Below are 20,260 nucleotides of genomic sequence, written 5' to 3'. Positions count from 1 at the left end.
ACGGACTCTGTTTTTTCGGCCGGTCACTTGATAAGCCCTCGGCCTCCAACGGAGCCCGCCATGACCGACACCTATGCCAACCTGCTGATCGAGCGGCACGCCGACGGCTATGCCGTGGTGACCCTGAACCGGCCCGAGGCGCTGAATGCGCTGAACGCGGCCCTGTTCGCCGATCTGGCGGCCTTTCTGGACGCCGTGGAGCAAGACGACAGCGTCCGCTGCCTGATCCTGACCGGCTCGGGCGACAAGGCCTTCGCCGCCGGGGCCGACATCAAGGAGATGGCGGAGCAGTCCTATGCCGAGATGTACACCGGCAACTATTTCGCCCTCGGCCACGACCGGATCACCCGGTTCCGCAAGCCCATCATCGCGGCGGTCAACGGGTTCGCCCTCGGCGGCGGCTGCGAACTGGCCATGCTGTGCGACTTCATCGTCGCCAGCGACCGCGCCAAATTCGGCCAGCCCGAGATCAACCTGGGCGTCGCGCCCGGCATCGGCGGGTCGCAGCGGCTGACCCGGCTGGTGGGAAAGGCCAAGGCGATGGACATGGTCCTGACCGCCCGGATGATGGATGCCGCCGAGGCCGAACGCGCTGGTCTGGCGTCGCGGGTGTTCCCGCACGAGACCCTGATGGACGAGGTCCGCAAGATCGCCGCGAGGATCGCGGCCCAGAGCCCGCTCGCGGTCATGGCCAACAAGGAGATGGTCAACGCCGCCCTCGAGACGACCCTGACCCAGGGCGTCCAGTTCGAACGCCGCCTGTTCCACTCCCTCTTCGCCTTCGAGGACCAGAAGGAGGGCATGGCCGCCTTCGTCGAGAAGCGGAAGCCGGTGTTTCGAGGCAGATAGGCAGTAGGCAGTAGGCAGTAGGCAGTAGGCAGTAGGCAATAGGGGAGGCGTGCGGGCGGCCTCTGCAGGGCCCCGCCTCCTTCTTCTACTGCCTACTTCCTACTTCCTACTGCCTCGCCCCCGCAGACTCGCGTTGACCCCCGCACCCCCTTCCGCTATAGCCGCCCGCTCTTGAAGATTTCCGCGCCGTGGACGGGGTGTCCGCGGCGTTTCCGTTGATAGGTTTGACGATGGCCAACAATCCCGGCGCCAAGAAAGCGATCCGCAAGATCGCCGCGCGTACCGAAGTGAACAAGTCGCGCCGCACCCGCGTCCGCACCTTCCTGCGCAAGTTTCAGGAAGCCGTGACGGGGGGCGACGCCGAGGCCGCCAAGGGCGCCTTTGTCGAGGCCCAGTCCGAGCTGATGCGCGCCGTCACCAAGGGCGTGGTTCACAAGAACACGGGCTCGCGCAAGGTCTCGCGCCTGCACGCCCAGCTGAAGAAGATGTCGGCCGCCTGATCGACCAAAGTCGACCCGTCCGTACGGACAGGTTTTTGAGGCGGTTCACGCCTCTGTCACAGAAAAAATCAGCGTTAACAACGGCGAGCCAGCACATGCTGACTCGCCGTTTCGCCGTGTGCGGATAAGTGGTCATTGGTGAATCCGCGCTCGCCGAACAGGCGAAAGCGGCATTTCCTCAAGCGGGATTTGGCTTTAGCGGAGTCAAACAATTTAGTTGTCTGCGGCCCTTCGAATCAGCGTTGACCCATGCCGCGTCGGGCGTAAGTTTTGGGCTCTAACGCACTTCCATCCCCACACGGATGAAGACGGAGCGGGGATGAAACCCTGCGCCGGCGGGAGATGTCTGTCCGCGAGGTCGCCCCCGCTTCGAAAGCCCATGCTTTCGGAGAGAGGAGAACGCGTCCCTGGACCAGGCGGACCCCGGCGTGGATCCGGCCCCATGTGGGTCCGGAAGGCAGGTTGATTTCAAGGCGGGCGTAACGACGATGGGGGGCTTGGCGGTGGCGAACATGACGGACCCGGACCGGATCTGGACCGAGGCCTCCGTGAGGCTTCGCGCGGAGATCGGCGAAGGCCCGTTCAGCTCCTATATCGCGCCTTCGGCGGTGCGCGCCGACGGGGCCGGCCAGCTGATCCTCGTCACCCCGACCGGCTATGCGCGCGACTGGGTGCGCAAGAATGCGCTGCGCCGTCTGAATGAGCTCTGGCTGGGTCTGGACGGCCTGTCGCGACGGCTCGAGGTGCGTTGCCGCGCCGAGGTGGCGTCCGTCGCTCCGGCGTCCGCCACCCTGGTCCAGGCGCTGTCCTCGGCATCGGGTGAGACACCGGTGGCACCGACAGTGCCCCCGGTCATGGACGGGGCCCGCGCCGTTCGTGCCGCCGGCCTGCAGGAACGCCTGACGTTCGACAGTTTCGTGGAGGGTCAGGGCAATGCCTTCGCCCTGGCCATCGCCCGCCAGACAGCCAGCTGGGCCGATGGCCATTTCAATCCGATCTTTTTTTGTGGGCCTTACGGCTACGGCAAGACCCATCTGCTGAACGCCATCGCCTGGGAGGCGCAGCGTCTGCGGCCGGATGCCAAGGTCGTCTATCTGACCGCCGAGCGGTTCCTGTCGACCTTCGTCAAGGCGATGCAGGATCGCTCGACCGCCGCCTTCAAGGAAAGCCTGCGTTCGGCCGACATGCTGCTGCTGGATGACGTCCAGTTCGTCGGCGGCAAGGCCTCGACCCAGGAAGAGCTGCTGTCGACCCTGACGGCGTTGATCGAGGACGGCAAACGCATCGTCCTGTCGGCCGACCGTCCCCCGATGGCCCTGACCGAGGTCGAGCCGCGCCTGCGCAGTCATCTGGCCGCCGGCCTGACCTGCCCGGTCGAACCCGCCGACCGGGCGCTCAAGATCGCCGTGGCCCGCAATCGGCTGGCGTCCTTTGCCCGGATGGGCGTCGTCTCGGGCGAGGCGTCGTCCGAAGTGCTGGAACAGCTGGTCGACCGCACGCCGGGCTCGGTGCGTGAGCTGGAAGGGGCGGTGAACACCCTGGCCGCCGCCGCCGGACCCCGTCTGGCCGCCCTCGGCGTGGAGGAAACCCTGACCCTGCTGGGATCGGCCCTGCGCGGCGGACCCGAGCGCCGCATTACCGTCGACGAGATCCAGAAGACGGTGGCCGAGCATTTCAACATGAAACAGGCCGATCTGCTGAGCGAGCGCCGCACCCGCGCCGTGGCTCGCCCCCGTCAGATCGCCATGTGGCTATGCAAGCAGCACACCACCCGCTCCTATCCCGACATCGGCCGTCGCTTCGGCGGGCGCGACCACACCACGGTCCTGCACGGTGTGCGCAAGATCGAGGAGCTGATGCCCCAGGACGACCAGATCGCCCGGGACGTGGAGGCGTTGACGAGGAAGCTGCGGGGCTGAAGCCAGACTTCTCCCTCCCCCTCGGGGGAGGGAGAAGTCTGTGGACTTTGCCCGCCCCCGTTGCCCCGCGCCGCCAATCCTTTAGTGTCCACGGCCACTGTTGCCGCGAAGGTCGATTCCGGCCTCGCCCCGGACGCCTGAGACGACATGCAGCTGACCATCGAACGATCCGCGCTCCTGAAGGCCCTTGGGCATGTGCAGAGCGTGGTCGAACGCCGGAACACCATTCCGATCCTGTCCAACGTCCTGCTGTCGGCCGGTCGCGACAAGCTGAGCTTTGCGGCCACCGATCTCGATATGGAGATGGTCGACGAGGCCGAGGCCACGGTCCAGGTCGAGGGGCAGATCACCGCCCCGGCCCACACCCTGTACGAGATCGTGCGCAAGCTGCCGGACGGGGCCGAGGTGGCCCTGATCTACAATGGTGATGATCCCCGACTGACGGTCCAGGCGGGGCGATCGAAATTCAACCTGCCGGTCCTGCCGGCCGGCGACTTCCCGGTTATGTCGACGGACACTTCGGGCGTCCGGTTCACCCTGATGAAGGAGGATCTGGCGCGGCTGATCGACAAGACCCGGTTCGCGGTCTCGACCGAGGAGACGCGCTATTATCTGAACGGCCTGTATCTCCACACCGTGGCCGAGGCCGGCATTCCCCTGCTGCGCGCGGTCGCAACCGACGGGCACCGTCTGGCGTTGGCCGAGACCCCCGCGCCCGAGGGGGCCGCCGGCGGCCCCGGCGTCATCGTGCCGCGCAAGACCATCGATCAGGTCCGCCGCCTGCTGGACGACGGCTCGGGGCCCGTCGAGATCCAGGTCAGCCCGCAGAAGATCCGCTTCGAGTTCGGCCAGGCCAGCCTGACCTCCAAGGTCATCGACGGGGCCTTCCCCGACTATATGCGCGTCATCCCCAAAGGGAACGACAAACAGGCCGACATCGACAATGCCGTCTTCGCCTCGGCCGTGGACCGGGTGGCCACCATCTCGGCCGAGAAGAGCCGCTCGGTGAAGCTGGCTTTCGAGCTGGACCGCGTCACCCTGACGGTGCGCAACATGGAGGCCGGCCAGGGCGTCGAGGAGGTCGAGATCGGCTATTCCGAAGCCCCGTTCGAGATCGGCTTCAATGCCCGCTACCTGCTGGACGTGGCCGGCCAGATCACCGGCGAGAACGCCACCTTCCTGTTCGCCGATCCGGCCTCGCCGACGCTGGTGCTCGATCCGGGCGATCCGGGCGTCCAGTATGTGCTGATGCCGCTGCGGGTGTGACGAGCGCGATTGGTGGCTGGTGACGGGTGATTGCGGGACCAATGTCCGTGCGTCGCCCGTTGGCACTGGCGATGATGCAACAACCACCAGTCACCAGCCACCAACCACCTCCTTGATCACCGCCCTCACCCTCACCGATTTCCGGTCCTATGCGAGCGCCACGCTTCCGGTTGGGCCGGGGGCGGTGGTGCTGCATGGGCCGAACGGGGCGGGCAAGACCAATCTGCTGGAGGCTCTGAGCCTGTTCACACCGGGCAAGGGGCTGCGCGGGGCGACGGCGCAGGAGATGGGGCGTCGGGAGCCGGGTGAGACAGGCGGTCGGGCCTGGGCCGTGGCCCTCACGCTTGAGGGGGCCGATGGCGACCCCGTCCGGCTGGGCACCGGGGTCCAGGTCGCCGGGGCCGGCCGGCGAATGGTGCGGATCGAGGGGGAGACGGCTCAGCCGGGGCGACTGCTGGACTATTTGCGGCCCGTCTGGGCCACGCCGGAACAGGACCGGCTGTTCTCCGACGCACGGGCCGAGCGGTTGAAATTCTTCGACCGGCTGGTGTTCGCCGCTGACCCGGGCCATGCGGCGGCTGTGGCGGGATACGAGAAGGCCCTGCGTGAGCGGCTGCGGCTGCTGGTCGACGGGGCGGAGGGACGCGAGGCAGACCCCCTGTGGCTGGATGCTCTGGAGGCCCGGCTGGCCGAGACCGGCGCGCGGGCGGCGATGGCGCGAGCGCGGGCGCTCGCGGTGCTTCAGGCCGCGATCGACGCCCGGGCCGAGCGACCCTTCCCGCAGGCCGACCTCGGGCTGGACGGCGCGGCCGAGATGGCGGCGAGCGAGGGGGCAGGGGACGAAGCCATTGCCGGCGACATTCGTGAGGGCCTCGCCCGGTCGCGCGCCCGGGACGCCGCCGCCGGGCGCTCACTGTTCGGGCCGCATCGCACCGACCTGACGGCCCTGCACCGCGAGAAGAACCGCCCGGCCGCCGAGGGCTCGTCCGGCGAGCAGAAGGCGCTCGTTCTGAACCTCATCCTGGCCCAGATCGGACGGCTGAAAGCGGCGGGCGGGCCGACGCCGGCCCCGCCCGTCCTGCTGCTGGACGAGGCTCCGGCGCATCTGGACGCCGGCCGTCGCGCGGCCCTGTTCGACGAGATCGTGGCGCTCGATCTGCAGGCGTTCCTGACCGGGACCGAGGCCGATCTGTTTGCGCCGCTGAGGGGGCGGGCGGTCTTCGTGCGGGTTGAAGGCGGGGCCCTCGTCAGCGCGTGACCGTCGAAAACACCATGACGGACCGTGACATAGCCAGATAAAAACCCAGTAAAATGAAAGAGAAACCCGAATGCCTCATGTCATGGTGACGGGATTATCGGACATTCCGGCCCTCGGCGGGACGGGACCTGCAGATTGTCAAAGACCGTGAGGTCACATGGGAAACCTGCCGACGGCGACAAGGGTAATTCTGGAAATAATTCCTATGCCGTCGCCGGGTTGATCTCGTTGTCCGGGCGGGTCCCGGGCGGCTTGCCCCCCAGCCGGTCCATCAGGCGGAAGACGAACGGGTTCAGCGAGATCGACAGCAGGGCGGCGGCCAGGATCAGGTCGTGGGTTTCCTGACTCATGGCCCCCAGCGACATGCCGAGCGCGGCGAGGATGAAGGAGAACTCCCCGACCTGGGCGAGGCTGGCGGCGACGGTCAGGCTGGTGCCCCGGTCCAGCCGGAACAGGGTGGTGATGGCAAGCGCCGCGACTGTCTTGCCGACAATGACGATGCCCAGAACGCCCAGCACCGACAGGGGCTCGCGCACCAGGATTGTGGGGTCGAACAGCATGCCGACCGACACAAAAAAGAGGACTGCGAAAGCATCACGCAGCGGCAGGGAACGCTCGGCCGCATTGTGGCCCAGCGGCGTGCCATTCAGCACCAGACCGGCGAGGAAGGCCCCCAGGGCGAAGGAATGGAACAGCTGATAGGCGATCCAGGCGATACCCAGCGCAATGGCCAGGACGCCCAGGGTGAACAGCTCTCTTGAGCGGGTATGGGCGATGCGGACCAGCACCCACGGCAGGACCCGGCCGCCGACGAACAACATGGCCAGGACGAAGCCGAGGACTTTCAGCAGGGTCCAGCCGATGTTCAGCCCCAGCGCACTGGCATCGATCACGGTCCCCGACGGCAGGACGATCATGGGCAGGAGAACGAGCGCGAGCACGATGACCAGGTCCTCCACGATCAGCCAGCCCACGGCGATACGGCCGACCTCGCCGCCGCCCTGACGGCGTTCCTCGAGCGCGCGGATCAGGACCACGGTTGAGGCCACGGACAGGGCGAACCCCATCAGCAGGGCCTCGACGTCGGAAAGACCCAGCGCAAACCGGCCCAGCACCCAGCCCAGCGCCGTGGCTGACGCGATCTGGACCAGCGCGCCGGGGACGGCGACCCGGCGCACCTTCATCAGATCGGCCGGCGAGAAATGCAGACCGACCCCGAACATCAGCAGGATCACGCCCACCTCCGCCAGCTGCGGGGCCAGGGTCGTGTCGGCGACGAAGCCGATGGTGTAGGGCCCGACAAGCACGCCTGCCACCAGATAGCCGACCAGTGGCGACAGCTTCAGCCGGTTGGCGATCATCCCGAAGACGAAGGCGAGCACGAAGGCCGCAACCAGGGTGGAAATCAGGCTGTCGGCATGCGGCATCGGCGCTCCGGGCGTCGGTTGTGGGTCTCTCGATGGGTGAGCCCAACATATGGGGCTCAACAGCCCTGCTACAAGGCGTGAAAGCGGCTTCGGCGCTCGCTTTCAGCGGCGAAATGGCTGTATAAAGCTCGCTTCCGGAAGGCCTGAATTGGCCGTCCGGGAACAGAGCTCTTTTGGCGGACGGGGCAGCGTTTGACGCGGCCCGCGACGTCCGCGTCTCCGGACGACTGAATGACCGACCAGACCCCGACCGCCCGCACCGAAGACACCGCTGAAGAAGCGGCATATGGCGCGGAATCCATCAAGGTTCTCAAGGGGCTGGACGCGGTCCGCAAACGCCCGGGCATGTATATCGGTGACACCGACGACGGCTCGGGTCTGCACCACATGGTCTATGAGGTGGTCGATAACGCCATCGACGAGGCCCTGGCCGGCCACGCCGATCTGGTCGAGGTGATCCTGAACGCCGACGGCTCGGTCACTGTGACCGACAACGGCCGCGGCATTCCCGTCGACATCCATGAGGGCGAGGGGGTCTCGGCGGCCGAGGTCATCATGACCCAGCTGCACGCGGGCGGCAAATTCGACCAGAATTCCTACAAGGTCTCGGGCGGTCTGCACGGTGTGGGCGTGTCCGTGGTCAATGCGCTGTCCGACTGGCTGACGCTGGTGATCTTCCGGAACGGCCGGCGTCACGAAATGCGCTTCGAGCGCGGCGACACGGTCGAGAGCCTGAGGGTGACCGGCGAGGCCCCGAAGCGTGAGGACGGGCGCGTCCTGTCCGGAACGCAGGTGACCTTCTATCCGTCGGTCACGACGTTCAGCCACATCGATTTCGATCTGAAGACGCTGGAACACCGGCTGCGCGAGCTGGCCTTCCTGAACTCGGGTGTGGTCATCCGTCTGGCGGACAATCGCGGGGCCGAGCCGTTCGAGGAAATCCTGCACTATGAGGGCGGGGTCGAGGCCTTTGTGCGCCACCTCGACAAGTCCAAGTCGCCGATCCTGAAAGACGTCATCGTCATTCGCGGCAAGCGCGAAAACATCGAGATCGACCTGGCCCTGTGGTGGAACGACTCCTACCACGAGACCATGCTGTGCTTCACCAACAATATCCCCCAGCGGGATGGCGGCACCCACCTGTCGGCCTTCCGGGCCAGCCTGACGCGCGTCATGGGCGCCTATATCGAGAGCTCGGGTGCCGGCAAGAAGGAGAAGGTCTCCGTCACCGGCGAGGATGCGCGCGAGGGCCTGACCTGCGTCCTGTCGGTCAAGGTGCCGGATCCGAAATTCAGCTCCCAGACCAAGGACAAGCTGGTCTCGTCCGAGGTGCGGCCGGCGGTCGAGGGGCTGTGCTCCGAAGGCCTGTCGCAGTGGTTCGAGGAACATCCGCTGGAGGCCAAACAGGTGGTCGCCAAGATCATCGAGGCGGCCTCCGCGCGCGAGGCGGCCCGGAAGGCCCGCGACCTGACCCGGCGCAAGTCGGCGCTGGAAATCAGCTCCCTGCCCGGCAAGCTGGCTGACTGCCAGGAACGCGACCCGGCCAAGTCCGAACTGTTCATCGTCGAGGGCGATTCCGCCGGTGGCTCGGCCAAACAGGCCCGGAACCGCGAGAACCAGGCTGTCCTGCCGCTGCGGGGCAAGATCCTGAACGTCGAGCGGGCCCGGTTCGACCGGATGCTGTCGTCGGAGCTGATCGGCACGCTGATCCTGGCGCTGGGCACCGGCATCGGGCGGGACGATTTCGACGCCGACAAGCTGCGCTATCACAAGATCATCCTGATGGCCGACGCCGACGTGGACGGGGCGCACATCCGGACCCTGCTGCTGACCTTCTTCTATCGCCAGATGCCCGAGCTGATCGAGCGCGGCCACGTCTTCATCGCCCAGCCGCCGCTGTACAAGGTCTCCAAGGGCAAGCAGTCGCGCTACCTGAAGGACCAGACGGAGATGGACTCCTATCTGATTGAGGAGGGCTCGTCGGAGGCAGAGCTGGATCTGGCCACCGGCGAGCGCCGGACGGGTCAGGATCTGCAGGCCCTGGTGCGCGAGGCCAAGGCGTTCAAGGCCCTGGCCGACCGGCTGAGCCAGCGTGCGCCGGCGTTCGCCATCGAGCAGTCGGCCCTGGCCGGCCTGTTCGCCGACGATGGGGACATGGGCCGTGCGTCCGCCGCCGCAGCCATCCGTCTCAATCTCTATGCCGAGGAGGGCGACGGAGCCTGGTCGGGACTTCCCGGTGAGCAGGGGGCGGTGGTGTTCGAGCGGACCCGCCGCGCGGTCCAGGAGAAGATCGTTCTGGAAGAGACGCTGATCCGGTCCCTCGATGCGCGTCGCCTCGCGGAGCGGGCCGTAGCCTTCGAGGGTGTGTTCGACGCCCCGGCGACCTACCGGCGCAAGGACAAGTCGACCACCATCCGGGGGCCGATCGACCTGCTGAACGCCGTGCTGGAAGCGGGCAAGAAGGGTCTCGCCATCCAGCGCTACAAGGGCCTGGGCGAGATGAATCCGGAGCAGCTGTGGGAAACCACCCTGGACGCCAATGCCCGCACCCTGCTGCGGGTCCAGGTGGACCACGCCGACGACGCCGACGACCTGTTCGCCAAGCTCATGGGCGATGTGGTCGAGCCGCGCCGCGAGTTCATCCAGGACAACGCCCTGGACGCGGCCGTCGACGTCTAGGGACACCCGTCAGGGCTGGTCCGGGTCATAGTTGGTGAGAACTGAACCACAATTGTTGAGACTTGGATCACAATTGGCAAGAATCTTTCGTAGGCCACCCACCTCCGGATGATCAGGCTCTTATGCATTCAGCTCAGAGCGGTCGCCTTCTGCCACCCAACCGAAGCGTGATCGAAGGCCAGCATATGCTGGCCTTCCTGCGTCAAGGCGGCTCGACACGCGATATGCCCGTGGCGCAAGAGGTCTACAAAGCGCCAATATCCGTCATCGGCTTGCAGCCAACAATCGGACATTCAGCACATGTAAACGGCAAAGTCTGCTCAGCGTGCCAATCCCCGCTTTCAGAGAAGCCCCCCTCGTGTGCGGAATGAGTAGTAGCAGCCGTTGGCGGCAATTCTGGAAGCGCCATGAGCGGATGTTCGCCCACGGCCGTAAACCAGATCTAGGCGAGGACAATTCCTAGCAACAGAGGCTCACACCCTCCGTTCGTGACGCGGACGGAACTGTCCTAAGGTGCGGGCATGGCCAAGCTCGCGTCCAAACTTCTGAATCGTCACATGGGACAGATCGGCGTCTCGGCCAAGGCATATCGGGAGCGGCATCTGATGGTCTTGGCGCGAAAGGCGGCAGGACGGAAGGCTGTCTATCTTGATCTGAACTACTGGATCGACCTCCAACGCGCCTCAAGCGGAGCCGCGCGCGAGGTCGAGCACGCTGAGATGCTAAATCTGTTGCGCGAGGCGGCGTCTGAGGGCCGGGCCTTCTGCCCGCCGAGCACCGGACTCCTTATGGAAATCGGCAAGCAGCGAGATCGCGAGAGTCGTATCGCCTTGGGGCGGCTCATCGACGAACTCAGCGTTGGGATCGGCCTTGTGGCCGACGATGAAATGGTCGCGGTCGAGACCGCCCACATGCTTCACGCCGTCCTCGCCCGGAAACCGCTAGGTCCGCCGCGCGACCGGATTTGGGTGCCGCTCGGCTGCATGATGGGCGACGCCACCCCGCCCATCCCGCCGCTCGGCACGCGTCAGCGACAGCAGCTCATGGAGAAGGCTTGGTTCGACACTCTGGTGGCGGCCAAGGCCGAAGATCTCCTATCCGCCGAAAGCGACGATACCCGACTTGCCTGGGCGGATCTTGCGCGCGATCTTTCCGAGCGGTCCCAAGCGCACGCCCATGAGGCGACGACGTTCGAGGCGCTGCTTGACGCTGAGTTGCGCGGTGCTGCCGACGCCTCGGCCGAGATCATCAAGGTTGGCGGCGTCGCCCTGTTTGACGACCCCACCATGCCCGGAGCCCGGGAGATGACGCCTGAAGCCTGGGCCAATACGATTTACTTGACGTTGCGGGCGGCACCCGATGCCCGCAAGGCGGTTCCCTCTCTATATGTCCGCGCCGGCCTCCACGCCCTCGTACGGTGGAACCGAACTCAAAAATTCAAACCTAACGACATTCACGACTTCGCTCACGCTGCGGCGGCCTTGGGCTATTGCGACGTCTTTCTGACCGAGGGACCGCTAAAGGATCTGATTGGCCGGGGGCCGCTCAAGTTGCGCGACGCGAGCGGCTGCCGGGTGGCCTCCGCGCCAGCGGAGGCCTTAGCCCTGGTGAGGGACCTGCTCGAACGGGCCTGACGCCTACGGATAGGGGCCAGCTGCGGACATTGGTTGTCTGGCCTGGAGCTGACATTCACAGGCTGCGGGGCACGTCTAAGCGACTGCGACCCGTCAAGCAGACAAAGTCATTCAAGGCCATCGTCGTGCACGCTCCCTTCGTCTAGAGCGTGTCGAACTTCGGGAAGCGGATCACTAGGCGCAACGTGCAGCCACGCCTGAGTTTCTTTGGATGGTCCGACAGTTGCCTCCAGCGCACTAGCCAGACGGACGCTCTCCGCGCGAACAAGGGAGACGGACACCCCATCCATCGAACCGACGCGAACGGCATCATAGGCCGTCTCCGCTTGAAGAACATCTAGAGTTCGCTTGAGGCATTCGATCTCAGCCGGCCCGATCAAGCTTTCGGCCAGCGCACGACGCACGGTCCGCATGACGATGTGCAGGGCTATTGGGACACGGGTCTCCACCTGTCGGACAAGCAGATCGACCAGGGATTGGTCGGGGGGCCCCAGATCACGTGAGCGATGGAGCCAAATCATGACCCCTTCGCAGGCCCCGGCGACGTCGTCGAACCGACCTGAGAGAAGACCGTCACGAAGCCCTTTGACGACGAGAGGTCGGAGAGACGAAGGGCCTTCGAGGAAGTGCGTAACGGCTTCTCGCGCGGTTCCGACGGAATCCTCCTCGAGCAAATCAAACAACATCTGCAGTCGGGCGGGGCTGCGATCGTTTGGCGCGAGCGCAGGGACGATGGTGCGGGATAAAGCTCGGGCTAGTGATGCAGCTGTTCGAGCGTCAGATTTGCCAGATAGGGCCTGCGAGAGTTGTTCATGCGCAGCCATATTGCCGACCCGCGCGCGCCATTGAACGAGTTGATCGAAAAGCAGGGCGGCTTGCTCGGCGGTTGGTAGGGTGGACGATGGCCGCAGACCGTGGGTTCCAGTCGCTGCGATCTCGTCCAGGATGTCCGTAGGCGTGCTGGGCTGCAGCTGCGTATACATCCGTTGATTTACGACAGCGACTGGGTCGATCTCCCCGGGGTAAGGGAGGCTTGCGAATGCAAACACAAAGAAGCGTGTTCCCGCCGGTAGCGGCGGTGATCCCGTGTCGAGGTGAGCCCATAAATTCCGACCCCAGCGCCGGGTCTGGTCACCAGACAACAGACCGGCGTCGTGAAGGCGAGACAGCCGATCACAGGCTTCAACCCGATCCCTGTCGAGACCGGCCGTGGCGTCGATGAGGGCGTCCACGCGTGCGGAGGAGATGCCCTCGAGCGCTGGCTTCATAGGGCCGACCAGTTGGAGCCATTCGCCCGCGCTGGGCCAGCTGTGCGGCTGCCCGCCGGTTTCTCCGGGAAGCGGGAAGGCCAGGATCGCTTCAGCCCATCGACCGCGTTCCGCTTTGGGCAAAGCCGAAAGCGCATTGTTGAACATCCGCCCAAGGGGTTCGCAGACCGCATGGTGAGCCGCCCAAGCCTGGGTCGAGATCGCAATAGCCAGCCCGATAACCTTGTCGGCCTCGCCGACTGAAGTTCGAACGACAAGACGCGCGATCGTTTCGAGGAGCAGCGGGAGTTGGTCGAGCGCCGTCCGACGTCGGTCCGGACGGCTGAAGCGCTCGATCCAGAACTGCGCCGCCGGGAACAGTCGATTTAACAGTCCGGACGCGACAGTTTCCGGCATGCGGGCGATCGCCACCCGTGAGAAATGATCCTGGAAGTGCCGCTGGCCCGGACGGTCCATGGATCTAAGCAAGACGAGGCACCAGCGCACCGTATCGTCCGGGGTCAGTTCGGCGGCTTCGAGAAGCGTGTCCGCAACAAGGTTGTGATGGCGAAGGCGCAGCGGACAGCCGGCCTCCTCAAGCAGTCTGCTGAAGGTGTGCAGCGTGGACGTATGCCGCGCGCTCCCAAAATACAGCGTACTGCCGGGGTTCCGGTAGTGCCCGGCTTCAAAGCTGGGAATAACTTCGCGCTCCTCCTCGCGCCGCTTCTTCGCCTTGATTGAGATCTCCTTCTCAATCGCGTCGATGAGATCGAAGGGATCACTCTTCCAAGCCTTGAAATCGTTAGCCCATGGGCGATGGTTGAAGTCCGCGTCACGCGCCAGAGCGTTCGCTAGCCACTCGGCCCAGGCCAGCCGCGAGATGACCCAGACAGAGGCGGGCGTCGAACGGCGCCGCCCTCTCAAGTCGGCGAGGCTGGCCTTGACCACGGCCTCGGCCGTCTCGAACGCGCCAAGATCGCAATGAAGCGCCGCCCTTCGCAGCGCCCAGGCTGGGTCCGGCCCGGCCACTTCCTCCACGATTCCTTCCAGCGTTTCGAAGTCGAGACGGTCACGTGCACGGAGCGCGGCTTGATAGGCCGCATTCGCCAGGGCATCAGAGCCTGGATCCGCCGCGGCGCGGATGTAGGCCGACCATTGCTCAAACTCATCGTCGAGATCTGCTTCGCGGGCGTAGCGCAGGAGAAAAGCTGCGATTTCGAGGCGATCGGTCCGGCTGAAGCCGGATGAGTTGGCCGGAGCGAGGATTTCGGTAAGGCGTGAGGCGAACTCCAAGTCTACCGGGACGTAGCCGATGCTCTCAGTCCAGGCGATTTCACGGAGCCATGCGGCGGCCTCGGCCTGTCCCAGGACTTCAGAAACAGGCTCGCTTAAAAAGGGCACCCGTTCGCTGGCCTCGCGCAGGTCGTGGCGCACTCTGGCGGGCGTCACTAGCCATCCCGGGTAACTGGCTCGATCCCTTCCCCAAGCCCTCGTCATATCGCGGACTCGGGTCGCGCCCACGTCCGGGTCCTTGTGCAGTTTTTGGGTGTCATCGACCCCACGTGGCCCCAGATAGCTCGAGGGATTGGTCGGCTCCCAATCGTAGGAGTGCTGGGGTTGCGCTGATTTCAGATACTCGAGCGCCATCGCGAGCGCCCGCGGGTTGCGATCCTCCCAGTCGAGATGCTCGACGGCCGGGGCAAGGTCGATGGGCGAGATGTTACGCGCTTCCAGCAGCTTACGCTTGGACGGGCTGAGCTTCAGTACACCGAGGAGATAGATTCGGCGAGCGTTGCCGGCCAAGTGGTCACGGACCCAGCCGGACCAGGCTAGGAAGTTCGGATCGTCGCCAGAAAAGCCGAACAAGCAGAGTTCATTTTCGATGAAAATCTGTCTGGCTACGTTGACGAAGGCGGCGCGCCTGGCGGGGTAAGTCCGGAAATCTTCTTCGGCGATTATGAAGTGGTCGTCGACGCCGACGGTGCCATGCAGCTTGATGATCCGCGGGGCCGAGAACCGGGCGAGGTCTCCCTCGGACCGCACGACCTGATAGGGTCGTCCTGCCACATCTGTGCTCGCGCGCTCCAGCAGCGTGTCGTAGTTTGTGGTCAGAATATCCGCCCACGGCAGGGCGATCAGGGCGTCGTGGAGCAGGCCTGGCGACCAGCCGGCATCCGGAATCCACTCACGAATCAGATCGTCGAGGGCGGCTTGACCGAAGTAGATCCGATACTCTTCCGCCAGTCTCAGAGGATCCTGAGGCGCTTCCGCGGCGTCAGCGTAGAGGGCGTCGCTCATCGCGTTCGCCACCCGTCCCCAGAGCGGCGGCGGCCGCACGTCCGCGCTCTTCAGGTCCGCGTTCAGGCTGAAGCCCGCACCGACCATCGCGGCCGCGCCCCGTGCGCCCGCAGGGCTCCAGAGAGCGCGGGCCATTTGCTCCAGTGCGGGAAAATCTGGCAACGACTCCAGAGAAGAGCCGGTATCGGCCAAAATGGACTCCTTATGCGGCGGCCGACATTCAGCTCGCGCCAAGCGCCGCAAGCCAGCACATTCTCTCGCGAGTTGTGCGGGCTATGGACGTGCGATCGCTAGGTCGCCCAGTCAATCCGAAGGCACCGACATGAAGGCTCGCGAACAGGACCGCTCTTCGCTTCAAGCTCTGCATGGCGGCAGGCCTCTATGGCCGCTGACTAGCATCGCGATCTTCGACCGGGCCACGACGGTGCGAATCCCTTCGGAGGAATGGCGGGGCACCTTTCACGTCGTCGCCGCCGAAGGTCTGAGAAGCGCCAGGAGCATCGCATTGCACCGGGAAACGAGCATTCGCTGAGATGAACCCGGTCGCGCTATTGGTGAATGCGCAGCCCGCAATAGGCGGCGATCGAGTGGCTATGCTCGGTCGCTGACTAGCGACCGCCGTGGCGTCTTACCATGTCGTTAGCATGTCCCGACGCGTCAAACTCCGGCTCCGCCGACATCTCACAGCCCGCACCTTGGCCGACGAGCTTAAGCAGCTCCGCGCCTTCCCCCAATTTGTGGATCGCCGGCTTGTCGAATCCCTGACCGATGACGGCTTTCTGACGCCGGCTGTTCGTCTGGAATGGCCGGAGCCGGTCGCCCGTCGACTCTGGCTGGAGCTCCACGAGGACATGGGCCCCATGACCGATCCAATCGAACCGGAAGGGTCACGATGGGACGACGCCGTAAACCTGTTCAACGCCATGGAGCAGCGTACGTGGCCCAGGCGGATCAGGGGCCGGGTCGATCCGCTCGACGAACCCACCGAAGCCGACGCTGGCTTTCTCTCCTTCGGGGCAAATGGGCCCATGCCGGAGCCCGCGTCGCGTCGCTACAGCGTGGCCAATCGCGTTCACGAGACTCTGCTGGACGACGGCCTCGTATCCGACTTCTACAGCAGTTGGCAGGTGCTCCCCGCAGCCGAAGCGGCTCAGGTCGGCTTTTTCCTCCGGATCAATCTGGCTGACGAGGCGACGAGGGCGGCGGCTGACCTGGCCCTTCGGGAGCGCCGGCTGCCTAAAGCATACCTCAACGAGCAATTCGGCCCATCTCAAGCTTTGAGGGGCTTCTTGGCGCATCGAGCGGCGCTCGATGCGGTCGTCTGGGCGTCGGAAGAGGCCGACGCAGCTTTGGTGGAAATCACGGACGAGGCCGGTGGTAGCGCAGGCCGCTTCTGGCTCAACGAAGACCAAACCGCAGCTCATGAAGCGGCGCGGAAAGCGGCGGCGGCGGGTGGCATGACCCGCTACGGCGTTGACCGGTCTGCGCTTCTAGCCCTGTGCGCCTTCCTCGCCAGCCGCTGGCTGGAATGGGATGGTGGCGGTCGCGTTCTGATGGCCGACGCCTATCGCACCTATCTCGCGGCGACCGTTCGTCTGTTGCAGCGTGCGGAAGAGATGACGTTCGACGAGATCGCAGAAGTAGTGGGCCCGCTCGGATCGACCCAGCGTCCGACGCTGCACGAAATCTGGCCGGACTGGACCGCGATTAACAAGGAACGTGTGGTCACCACGCTGAACCAAGCGTGGGTCGGCCTCCCCGGAACATCCCTGTCACCTAGCGTAATTCAGGGTTTTGCCGACTTCATCGCTGAAGAGCGCCAGGACGCGGTGTTCCTGCGGCTCGAGTCCTTCCACGAGAATGTCTTCGGCGACGGGGCGGAGAGTCCCGAGGCCGGTATGAGCAGTGATCTGCAGGGGATGGCCGTGGCTGTCGAGCAGCTGGTGCGTGCGATGGGCGGAACTAGGTCGCAACTGATCGAGATGTTCCAGGAGCTTTGGGCTGGAACTCCGGTGGCAGCGATCCTGCGTTCGGCCGCAGGACTAGCTCGTCAGGGTCGTCCCGCCTCGCGATGGCATGAGACGAAAGCCGAGATCGAGACGCTTCGACAGTCGTCCCCAGAAGGTGCCATTGCGGCTGACATGGTCATGGCGCACCGACTGCGAGGAGCGGTCCACCATCCCTTGCACGAATCCGAGCAGTTCGAGATCGAGCGGCTGATGGTTGTTCTGCTTCGGGCCGCGGCCGCGACCTACGCCCACGTCGCCGGCGCTGCGACCACGGCGGACCCTCAAAGCGCGGCTGATGGCACCGCGACGGATGCGATTGCGTGATGGTCACCCAAGCGTGCCGTCTCGACGACGTTCGCACGACGGGTCCGAACGCAAATGGTCACCGGGTCGCGCTAAGGAGATCGATGCCGACTATCGCGTTGCATCGGGTGGCGCTCGATGTCACGCCCTTCATGCATGGGTGCAGGGAAAACACCCAGGCCGTGCGCGCATGCGGGCGGACCAGTTCGGTCCTCGGCTACTCGTCCACCCCAGTCTGGCCGTGTCGCCGATGCGCCATGTGTGGACGGCTCCCCGTTGGCAAGGGTGATCTGATGTTCTGCTGTGCTGGTCGGTGCGGCCATGTGTTCGACCTGTTGGTGCGGTACGCATGACCGCTGGCCATAATGCCTTCCGCGAAGCCGGGTCCCGACCAAAAGCACGCGCTCGAGGCGCTCTGGCGCAAGTGGGTTTTCCCGCCTTCCGGTATCGACCGGCTGTCGCATTACATCCTGTCCGCCCTTCCCAAGTTCGTCGGCCTCAGCGCTCAGCCTTGACCTATTCCTAAGCCGCAACCGGCTCCCTGTACCGCTCGCCTGAAGTCATGATCGCCCAGACCATCCGCGCGGTCTTGTTGGCGAGGGCGACGGCCGCGACCTTCGGCGTTCGTCTTGCGAGCAGCTGGACCAGCCACGGCCGGCGCGTGCCGTTCCGCACCGCGTAGCGCACGACCGCCAAGGCGCCGACGACGAGCATCTGTCGCAGATATCGGTCGCCCTGCTTGGTGATGCCGCCGAGCCGCTCCTTGCCGCCGCTGGAGTTCTGCTTCGGAACGAGGCCGATCCAGGCCGCGAGGTTGCGGCCAGTCTTGAAGGCTTTCGGCTCGGCGATCGTGCCGACCAGGGCGCTGGCCAGCAACGGGCCCACACCGGGGATCTCCATCAGCCGGCGGCCGACCTCCGTCGACCGGGCGTTGGTCCGGATGAGCCGATCGGTATCCAGGATCTGCTCATTCACCAGCCGCAACTGCGAGGCGAGCATGCCGAGGCAGCCTCGGGCCTCAGCGGGCACTCGGGCATCCGGCGAATCCTCCACCATCACGATCAGCGCCTGGAGGCCTTGCCGGCCGACCGCGGCGGCCATGCCGAACTCCGCCATGTGGCTGCGGATCGCGTTCGAGATCTGGATGCGCTGTCGGATCAGGATCGATCGGGTCCGGTGCAGCACCATGACGCTCTGCTGTTCTGGCGACTTCACTGGCACGAAACGCATGGTTGGCCGGGTGACCGCCTCGCAGATCGCCTCCGCGTCAGCCATGTCGTTCTTCTGCCGCTTCACATACGGCTTCACATAGCTCGGCGGCATCAGCCTCACATCGTGGCCAAGGCCGATCAGCTCGCGGGCCCAATGATGAGCTGTTCCGCAGGCCTCGATCCCGACCAGGCAGGGATCCAGCTTCTCAAAGAACTTCAGCAGCCGCGCTCGGGTGAGCTTCTGCCGAATGACGATGCCGCCCTCAGCATCGATGCCGTGCACCTGGAACACAGACTTCGCGATGTCCAAACCAATCGTGACTACCTGACCCATGGCTCTCCTCCAGCTCAAACCGGAAGCCAAAGCTGCCGGTGGGTTGGAGAGCCGTCCACAGCATCATGAGCGGACATCGGAAACTAGCCGAATAGCAGCCCCTTGCTAGGGCTTGCGCTAGAGTTCTGCAGTGAGGCAACGGCGCGGACTTACCGGGAAAGATTGAGGACCCGCATTCTAGCGCTTTCGAGGTCAAGCCGGTGCGTCCCGGCCGCTAGGTTGGCTTCACCTCCAGAGTGAACGACAAAGCCGTCGGTGGCACCGATCGCCTCAAGGGCGCGATAGTACCCCGGACGCGGAGGCTCGTTCGGACTGACCTTGCACTCGATCGCAACCAGCTTCCCGTTGTGGGCCCGGAAGTCGAGTACTAGATCGATCTCGTCGGGGCCTTCGGGGCCCTCCTTGCGATAGAACTGCGCGATGCTGGGCCGGCCCGCGGCCAGGATAAGCGTCTCGATCGCATAGCCTTCCCAGCTCTCGCCCAATAGGCGGTGGCCCCTTAGCTGAGGCATGGTTTCGATCCCCAAGACAGCATGCAGAAGCCCACTGTCGCGGAAATGCACCTTGGGCTTCAGGGAAAGACTGGCGGTACTGCCGCCGGGATAGTTCCTAAGCTGACGAAGGACGCCGAGCTTTATCAACAAGAACAGGGCTGAGCGCGCCTCAGCCTGTTTGCCGATGGGGGGTTTTGCGAGATCGAGCTCGCCGCCATTCTGGTTGGCTACCCAAGTGAGGTAGTCGATCAGCTGTGGCCCGGGTGCAATGCCCCAACTCGCGTAATCGCGCAGCATGAGTCCTTCTATTAGATCACGCCGTTTCTGTAGGCTTGCGGCGTCGCTCGTCGCCTCGAAACTCTCGGAGAAACCGCCCCTCAGCCAGTGGCGATCCGGGTCAAAGGTGGGCCGGTTGGTGGCGCTCTCGACAGGAGCAAAGTCGGCTTCAGGTCCAGACGGTTCGGCTGCCTGCAGCTCCTCGGCAAGCCACTCGTGGCGCTGCATGGGTTCGAGGGCCACAAGCTGGGCGGCAGCGGTGAGTTCTTGCTGCAAGAAACGCGTCGCCGCAAGATCGACCGGTGCGACGACGAACTTGGTTGGCCGTTCAGCCTCGATGTTCCGATAGGCGTCCACAAAGACTCCCGCCCCGCCAACGTCGAGATGATCCAACACCTGGAGCGGTGCCGTGCACGTGGCGACGTCGCCGGCCTTCACGCGCTGAAGGCCGACCTGACCCTCGCACCAGTCTGCGAGCAGCACGCTTCGACCGACACGCGGCAGACCGTAGAGAACAGTGACGCGGCTTTGCTTCACGGCCGCGTCCAGCCGGTCA

At 65.1% G+C, this 20,260-nt stretch carries 12 protein-coding genes; 8 read left to right on the top strand and 4 right to left on the bottom strand.

The genetic code is table 11. The features are described from left to right. Window positions 1-60: 60 nt before the first annotated feature. The 5 genes from SJY26_RS02680 to recF all read left to right on the top strand — a co-directional run bounded on the left by SJY26_RS02680 (window position 61) and on the right by recF (window position 5,792). Complete coding sequence (locus tag SJY26_RS02680; protein WP_396594617.1) at window positions 61-849, top strand: enoyl-CoA hydratase-related protein; 789 nt, start codon at window positions 61-63, stop codon at window positions 847-849. Between the two features lie 230 nt (window positions 850-1,079). Continuing rightward, complete coding sequence (gene rpsT, locus SJY26_RS02675) at window positions 1,080-1,349, top strand: 30S ribosomal protein S20 (RefSeq protein ID WP_013270743.1); 270 nt, start codon at window positions 1,080-1,082, stop codon at window positions 1,347-1,349. 512 nt (window positions 1,350-1,861) lie between these two features. Then, window positions 1,862-3,268 carry a chromosomal replication initiator protein DnaA gene (gene dnaA, locus SJY26_RS02670; protein ID WP_396594616.1) on the top strand — a complete coding sequence of 469 codons (1,407 nt, stop codon included), beginning with the start codon at window positions 1,862-1,864 and terminating at the stop codon, window positions 3,266-3,268. Between the two features lie 147 nt (window positions 3,269-3,415). After that, window positions 3,416-4,534 (top strand): DNA polymerase III subunit beta, encoded by a 1,119-nt coding sequence (gene dnaN, locus SJY26_RS02665; protein WP_396594615.1) that lies wholly within the window; start codon window positions 3,416-3,418, stop codon window positions 4,532-4,534. Window positions 4,535-4,646: 112 nt separating this feature from the next. Next, window positions 4,647-5,792, top strand: a complete 1,146-nt coding sequence (gene recF / locus SJY26_RS02660; protein ID WP_396594614.1) for a DNA replication/repair protein RecF — start codon at window positions 4,647-4,649, stop codon at window positions 5,790-5,792. 203 nt (window positions 5,793-5,995) lie between these two features. On the opposite strand, the gene SJY26_RS02655 is transcribed toward recF, so the two are convergent. Continuing rightward, window positions 5,996-7,219 carry a cation:proton antiporter gene (locus SJY26_RS02655; RefSeq protein ID WP_396594613.1) on the bottom strand — a complete coding sequence of 408 codons (1,224 nt, stop codon included), beginning with the start codon at window positions 7,217-7,219 and terminating at the stop codon, window positions 5,996-5,998. A 231-nt stretch (window positions 7,220-7,450) separates the two neighbouring features. Between SJY26_RS02655 and gyrB the strand changes: the two genes are divergently transcribed. Together gyrB and SJY26_RS02645 are read left to right on the top strand one after the other, a co-directional pair. Continuing rightward, window positions 7,451-9,898, top strand: a complete 2,448-nt coding sequence (gene gyrB, locus SJY26_RS02650; RefSeq protein WP_396594612.1) for a DNA topoisomerase (ATP-hydrolyzing) subunit B — start codon at window positions 7,451-7,453, stop codon at window positions 9,896-9,898. 521 nt (window positions 9,899-10,419) lie between these two features. Continuing rightward, window positions 10,420-11,532 (top strand): hypothetical protein, encoded by a 1,113-nt coding sequence (locus tag SJY26_RS02645; RefSeq protein WP_396594611.1) that lies wholly within the window; start codon window positions 10,420-10,422, stop codon window positions 11,530-11,532. A 107-nt stretch (window positions 11,533-11,639) separates the two neighbouring features. Here SJY26_RS02645 and SJY26_RS02640 read toward each other — a convergent pair whose 3' ends face one another. Next, complete coding sequence (locus SJY26_RS02640) at window positions 11,640-15,269, bottom strand: SIR2 family protein (RefSeq protein ID WP_396594610.1); 3,630 nt, start codon at window positions 15,267-15,269, stop codon at window positions 11,640-11,642. Between the two features lie 503 nt (window positions 15,270-15,772). On the opposite strand from SJY26_RS02640, the gene SJY26_RS02635 reads away from it, so the two are divergent. Next, entirely contained in the window at window positions 15,773-17,410 is a 1,638-nt protein-coding gene (locus SJY26_RS02635; RefSeq protein ID WP_396594609.1) for a hypothetical protein, read from the top strand. 501 nt (window positions 17,411-17,911) lie between these two features. On the opposite strand, the gene SJY26_RS02630 is transcribed toward SJY26_RS02635, so the two are convergent. Both SJY26_RS02630 and SJY26_RS02625 read right to left on the bottom strand, forming a co-directional pair. Then, window positions 17,912-18,934 (bottom strand): IS110 family transposase, encoded by a 1,023-nt coding sequence (locus SJY26_RS02630; RefSeq protein ID WP_396593809.1) that lies wholly within the window; start codon window positions 18,932-18,934, stop codon window positions 17,912-17,914. A gap of 149 nt (window positions 18,935-19,083) precedes the next feature. Then, on the bottom strand, window positions 19,084-20,241 hold the full coding sequence (locus tag SJY26_RS02625) for a DUF4143 domain-containing protein (protein ID WP_396594608.1): 1,158 nt from the start codon (window positions 20,239-20,241) through the stop codon (window positions 19,084-19,086). Window positions 20,242-20,260 lie beyond the last annotated feature (19 nt).

This window comes from Brevundimonas sp. R86498 (assembly GCF_044598075.1).
Taxonomy (GTDB): Bacteria; Pseudomonadota; Alphaproteobacteria; order Caulobacterales; family Caulobacteraceae; genus Brevundimonas.
This window is presented reverse-complemented; position numbering and strand designations above follow the sequence as displayed.

Excerpts from the sequence above, each read along its gene's own strand:
- SJY26_RS02680 (WP_396594617.1), top strand. The coding sequence starts at position 61 with ATGACCGACACCTATGCCAACCTGCTGATCGAGCGGCACGCCGACGGC.
- rpsT (WP_013270743.1), top strand. The coding sequence starts at position 1,080 with ATGGCCAACAATCCCGGCGCCAAGAAAGCGATCCGCAAGATCGCCGCG.
- dnaA (WP_396594616.1), top strand. The coding sequence starts at position 1,862 with ATGACGGACCCGGACCGGATCTGGACCGAGGCCTCCGTGAGGCTTCGC.
- dnaN (WP_396594615.1), top strand. The coding sequence starts at position 3,416 with ATGCAGCTGACCATCGAACGATCCGCGCTCCTGAAGGCCCTTGGGCAT.
- SJY26_RS02655 (WP_396594613.1), bottom strand. The coding sequence starts at position 7,219 with ATGCCGCATGCCGACAGCCTGATTTCCACCCTGGTTGCGGCCTTCGTG.
- gyrB (WP_396594612.1), top strand. The coding sequence starts at position 7,451 with ATGACCGACCAGACCCCGACCGCCCGCACCGAAGACACCGCTGAAGAA.
- SJY26_RS02645 (WP_396594611.1), top strand. The coding sequence starts at position 10,420 with ATGGCCAAGCTCGCGTCCAAACTTCTGAATCGTCACATGGGACAGATC.
- SJY26_RS02630 (WP_396593809.1), bottom strand. The coding sequence starts at position 18,934 with ATGGGTCAGGTAGTCACGATTGGTTTGGACATCGCGAAGTCTGTGTTC.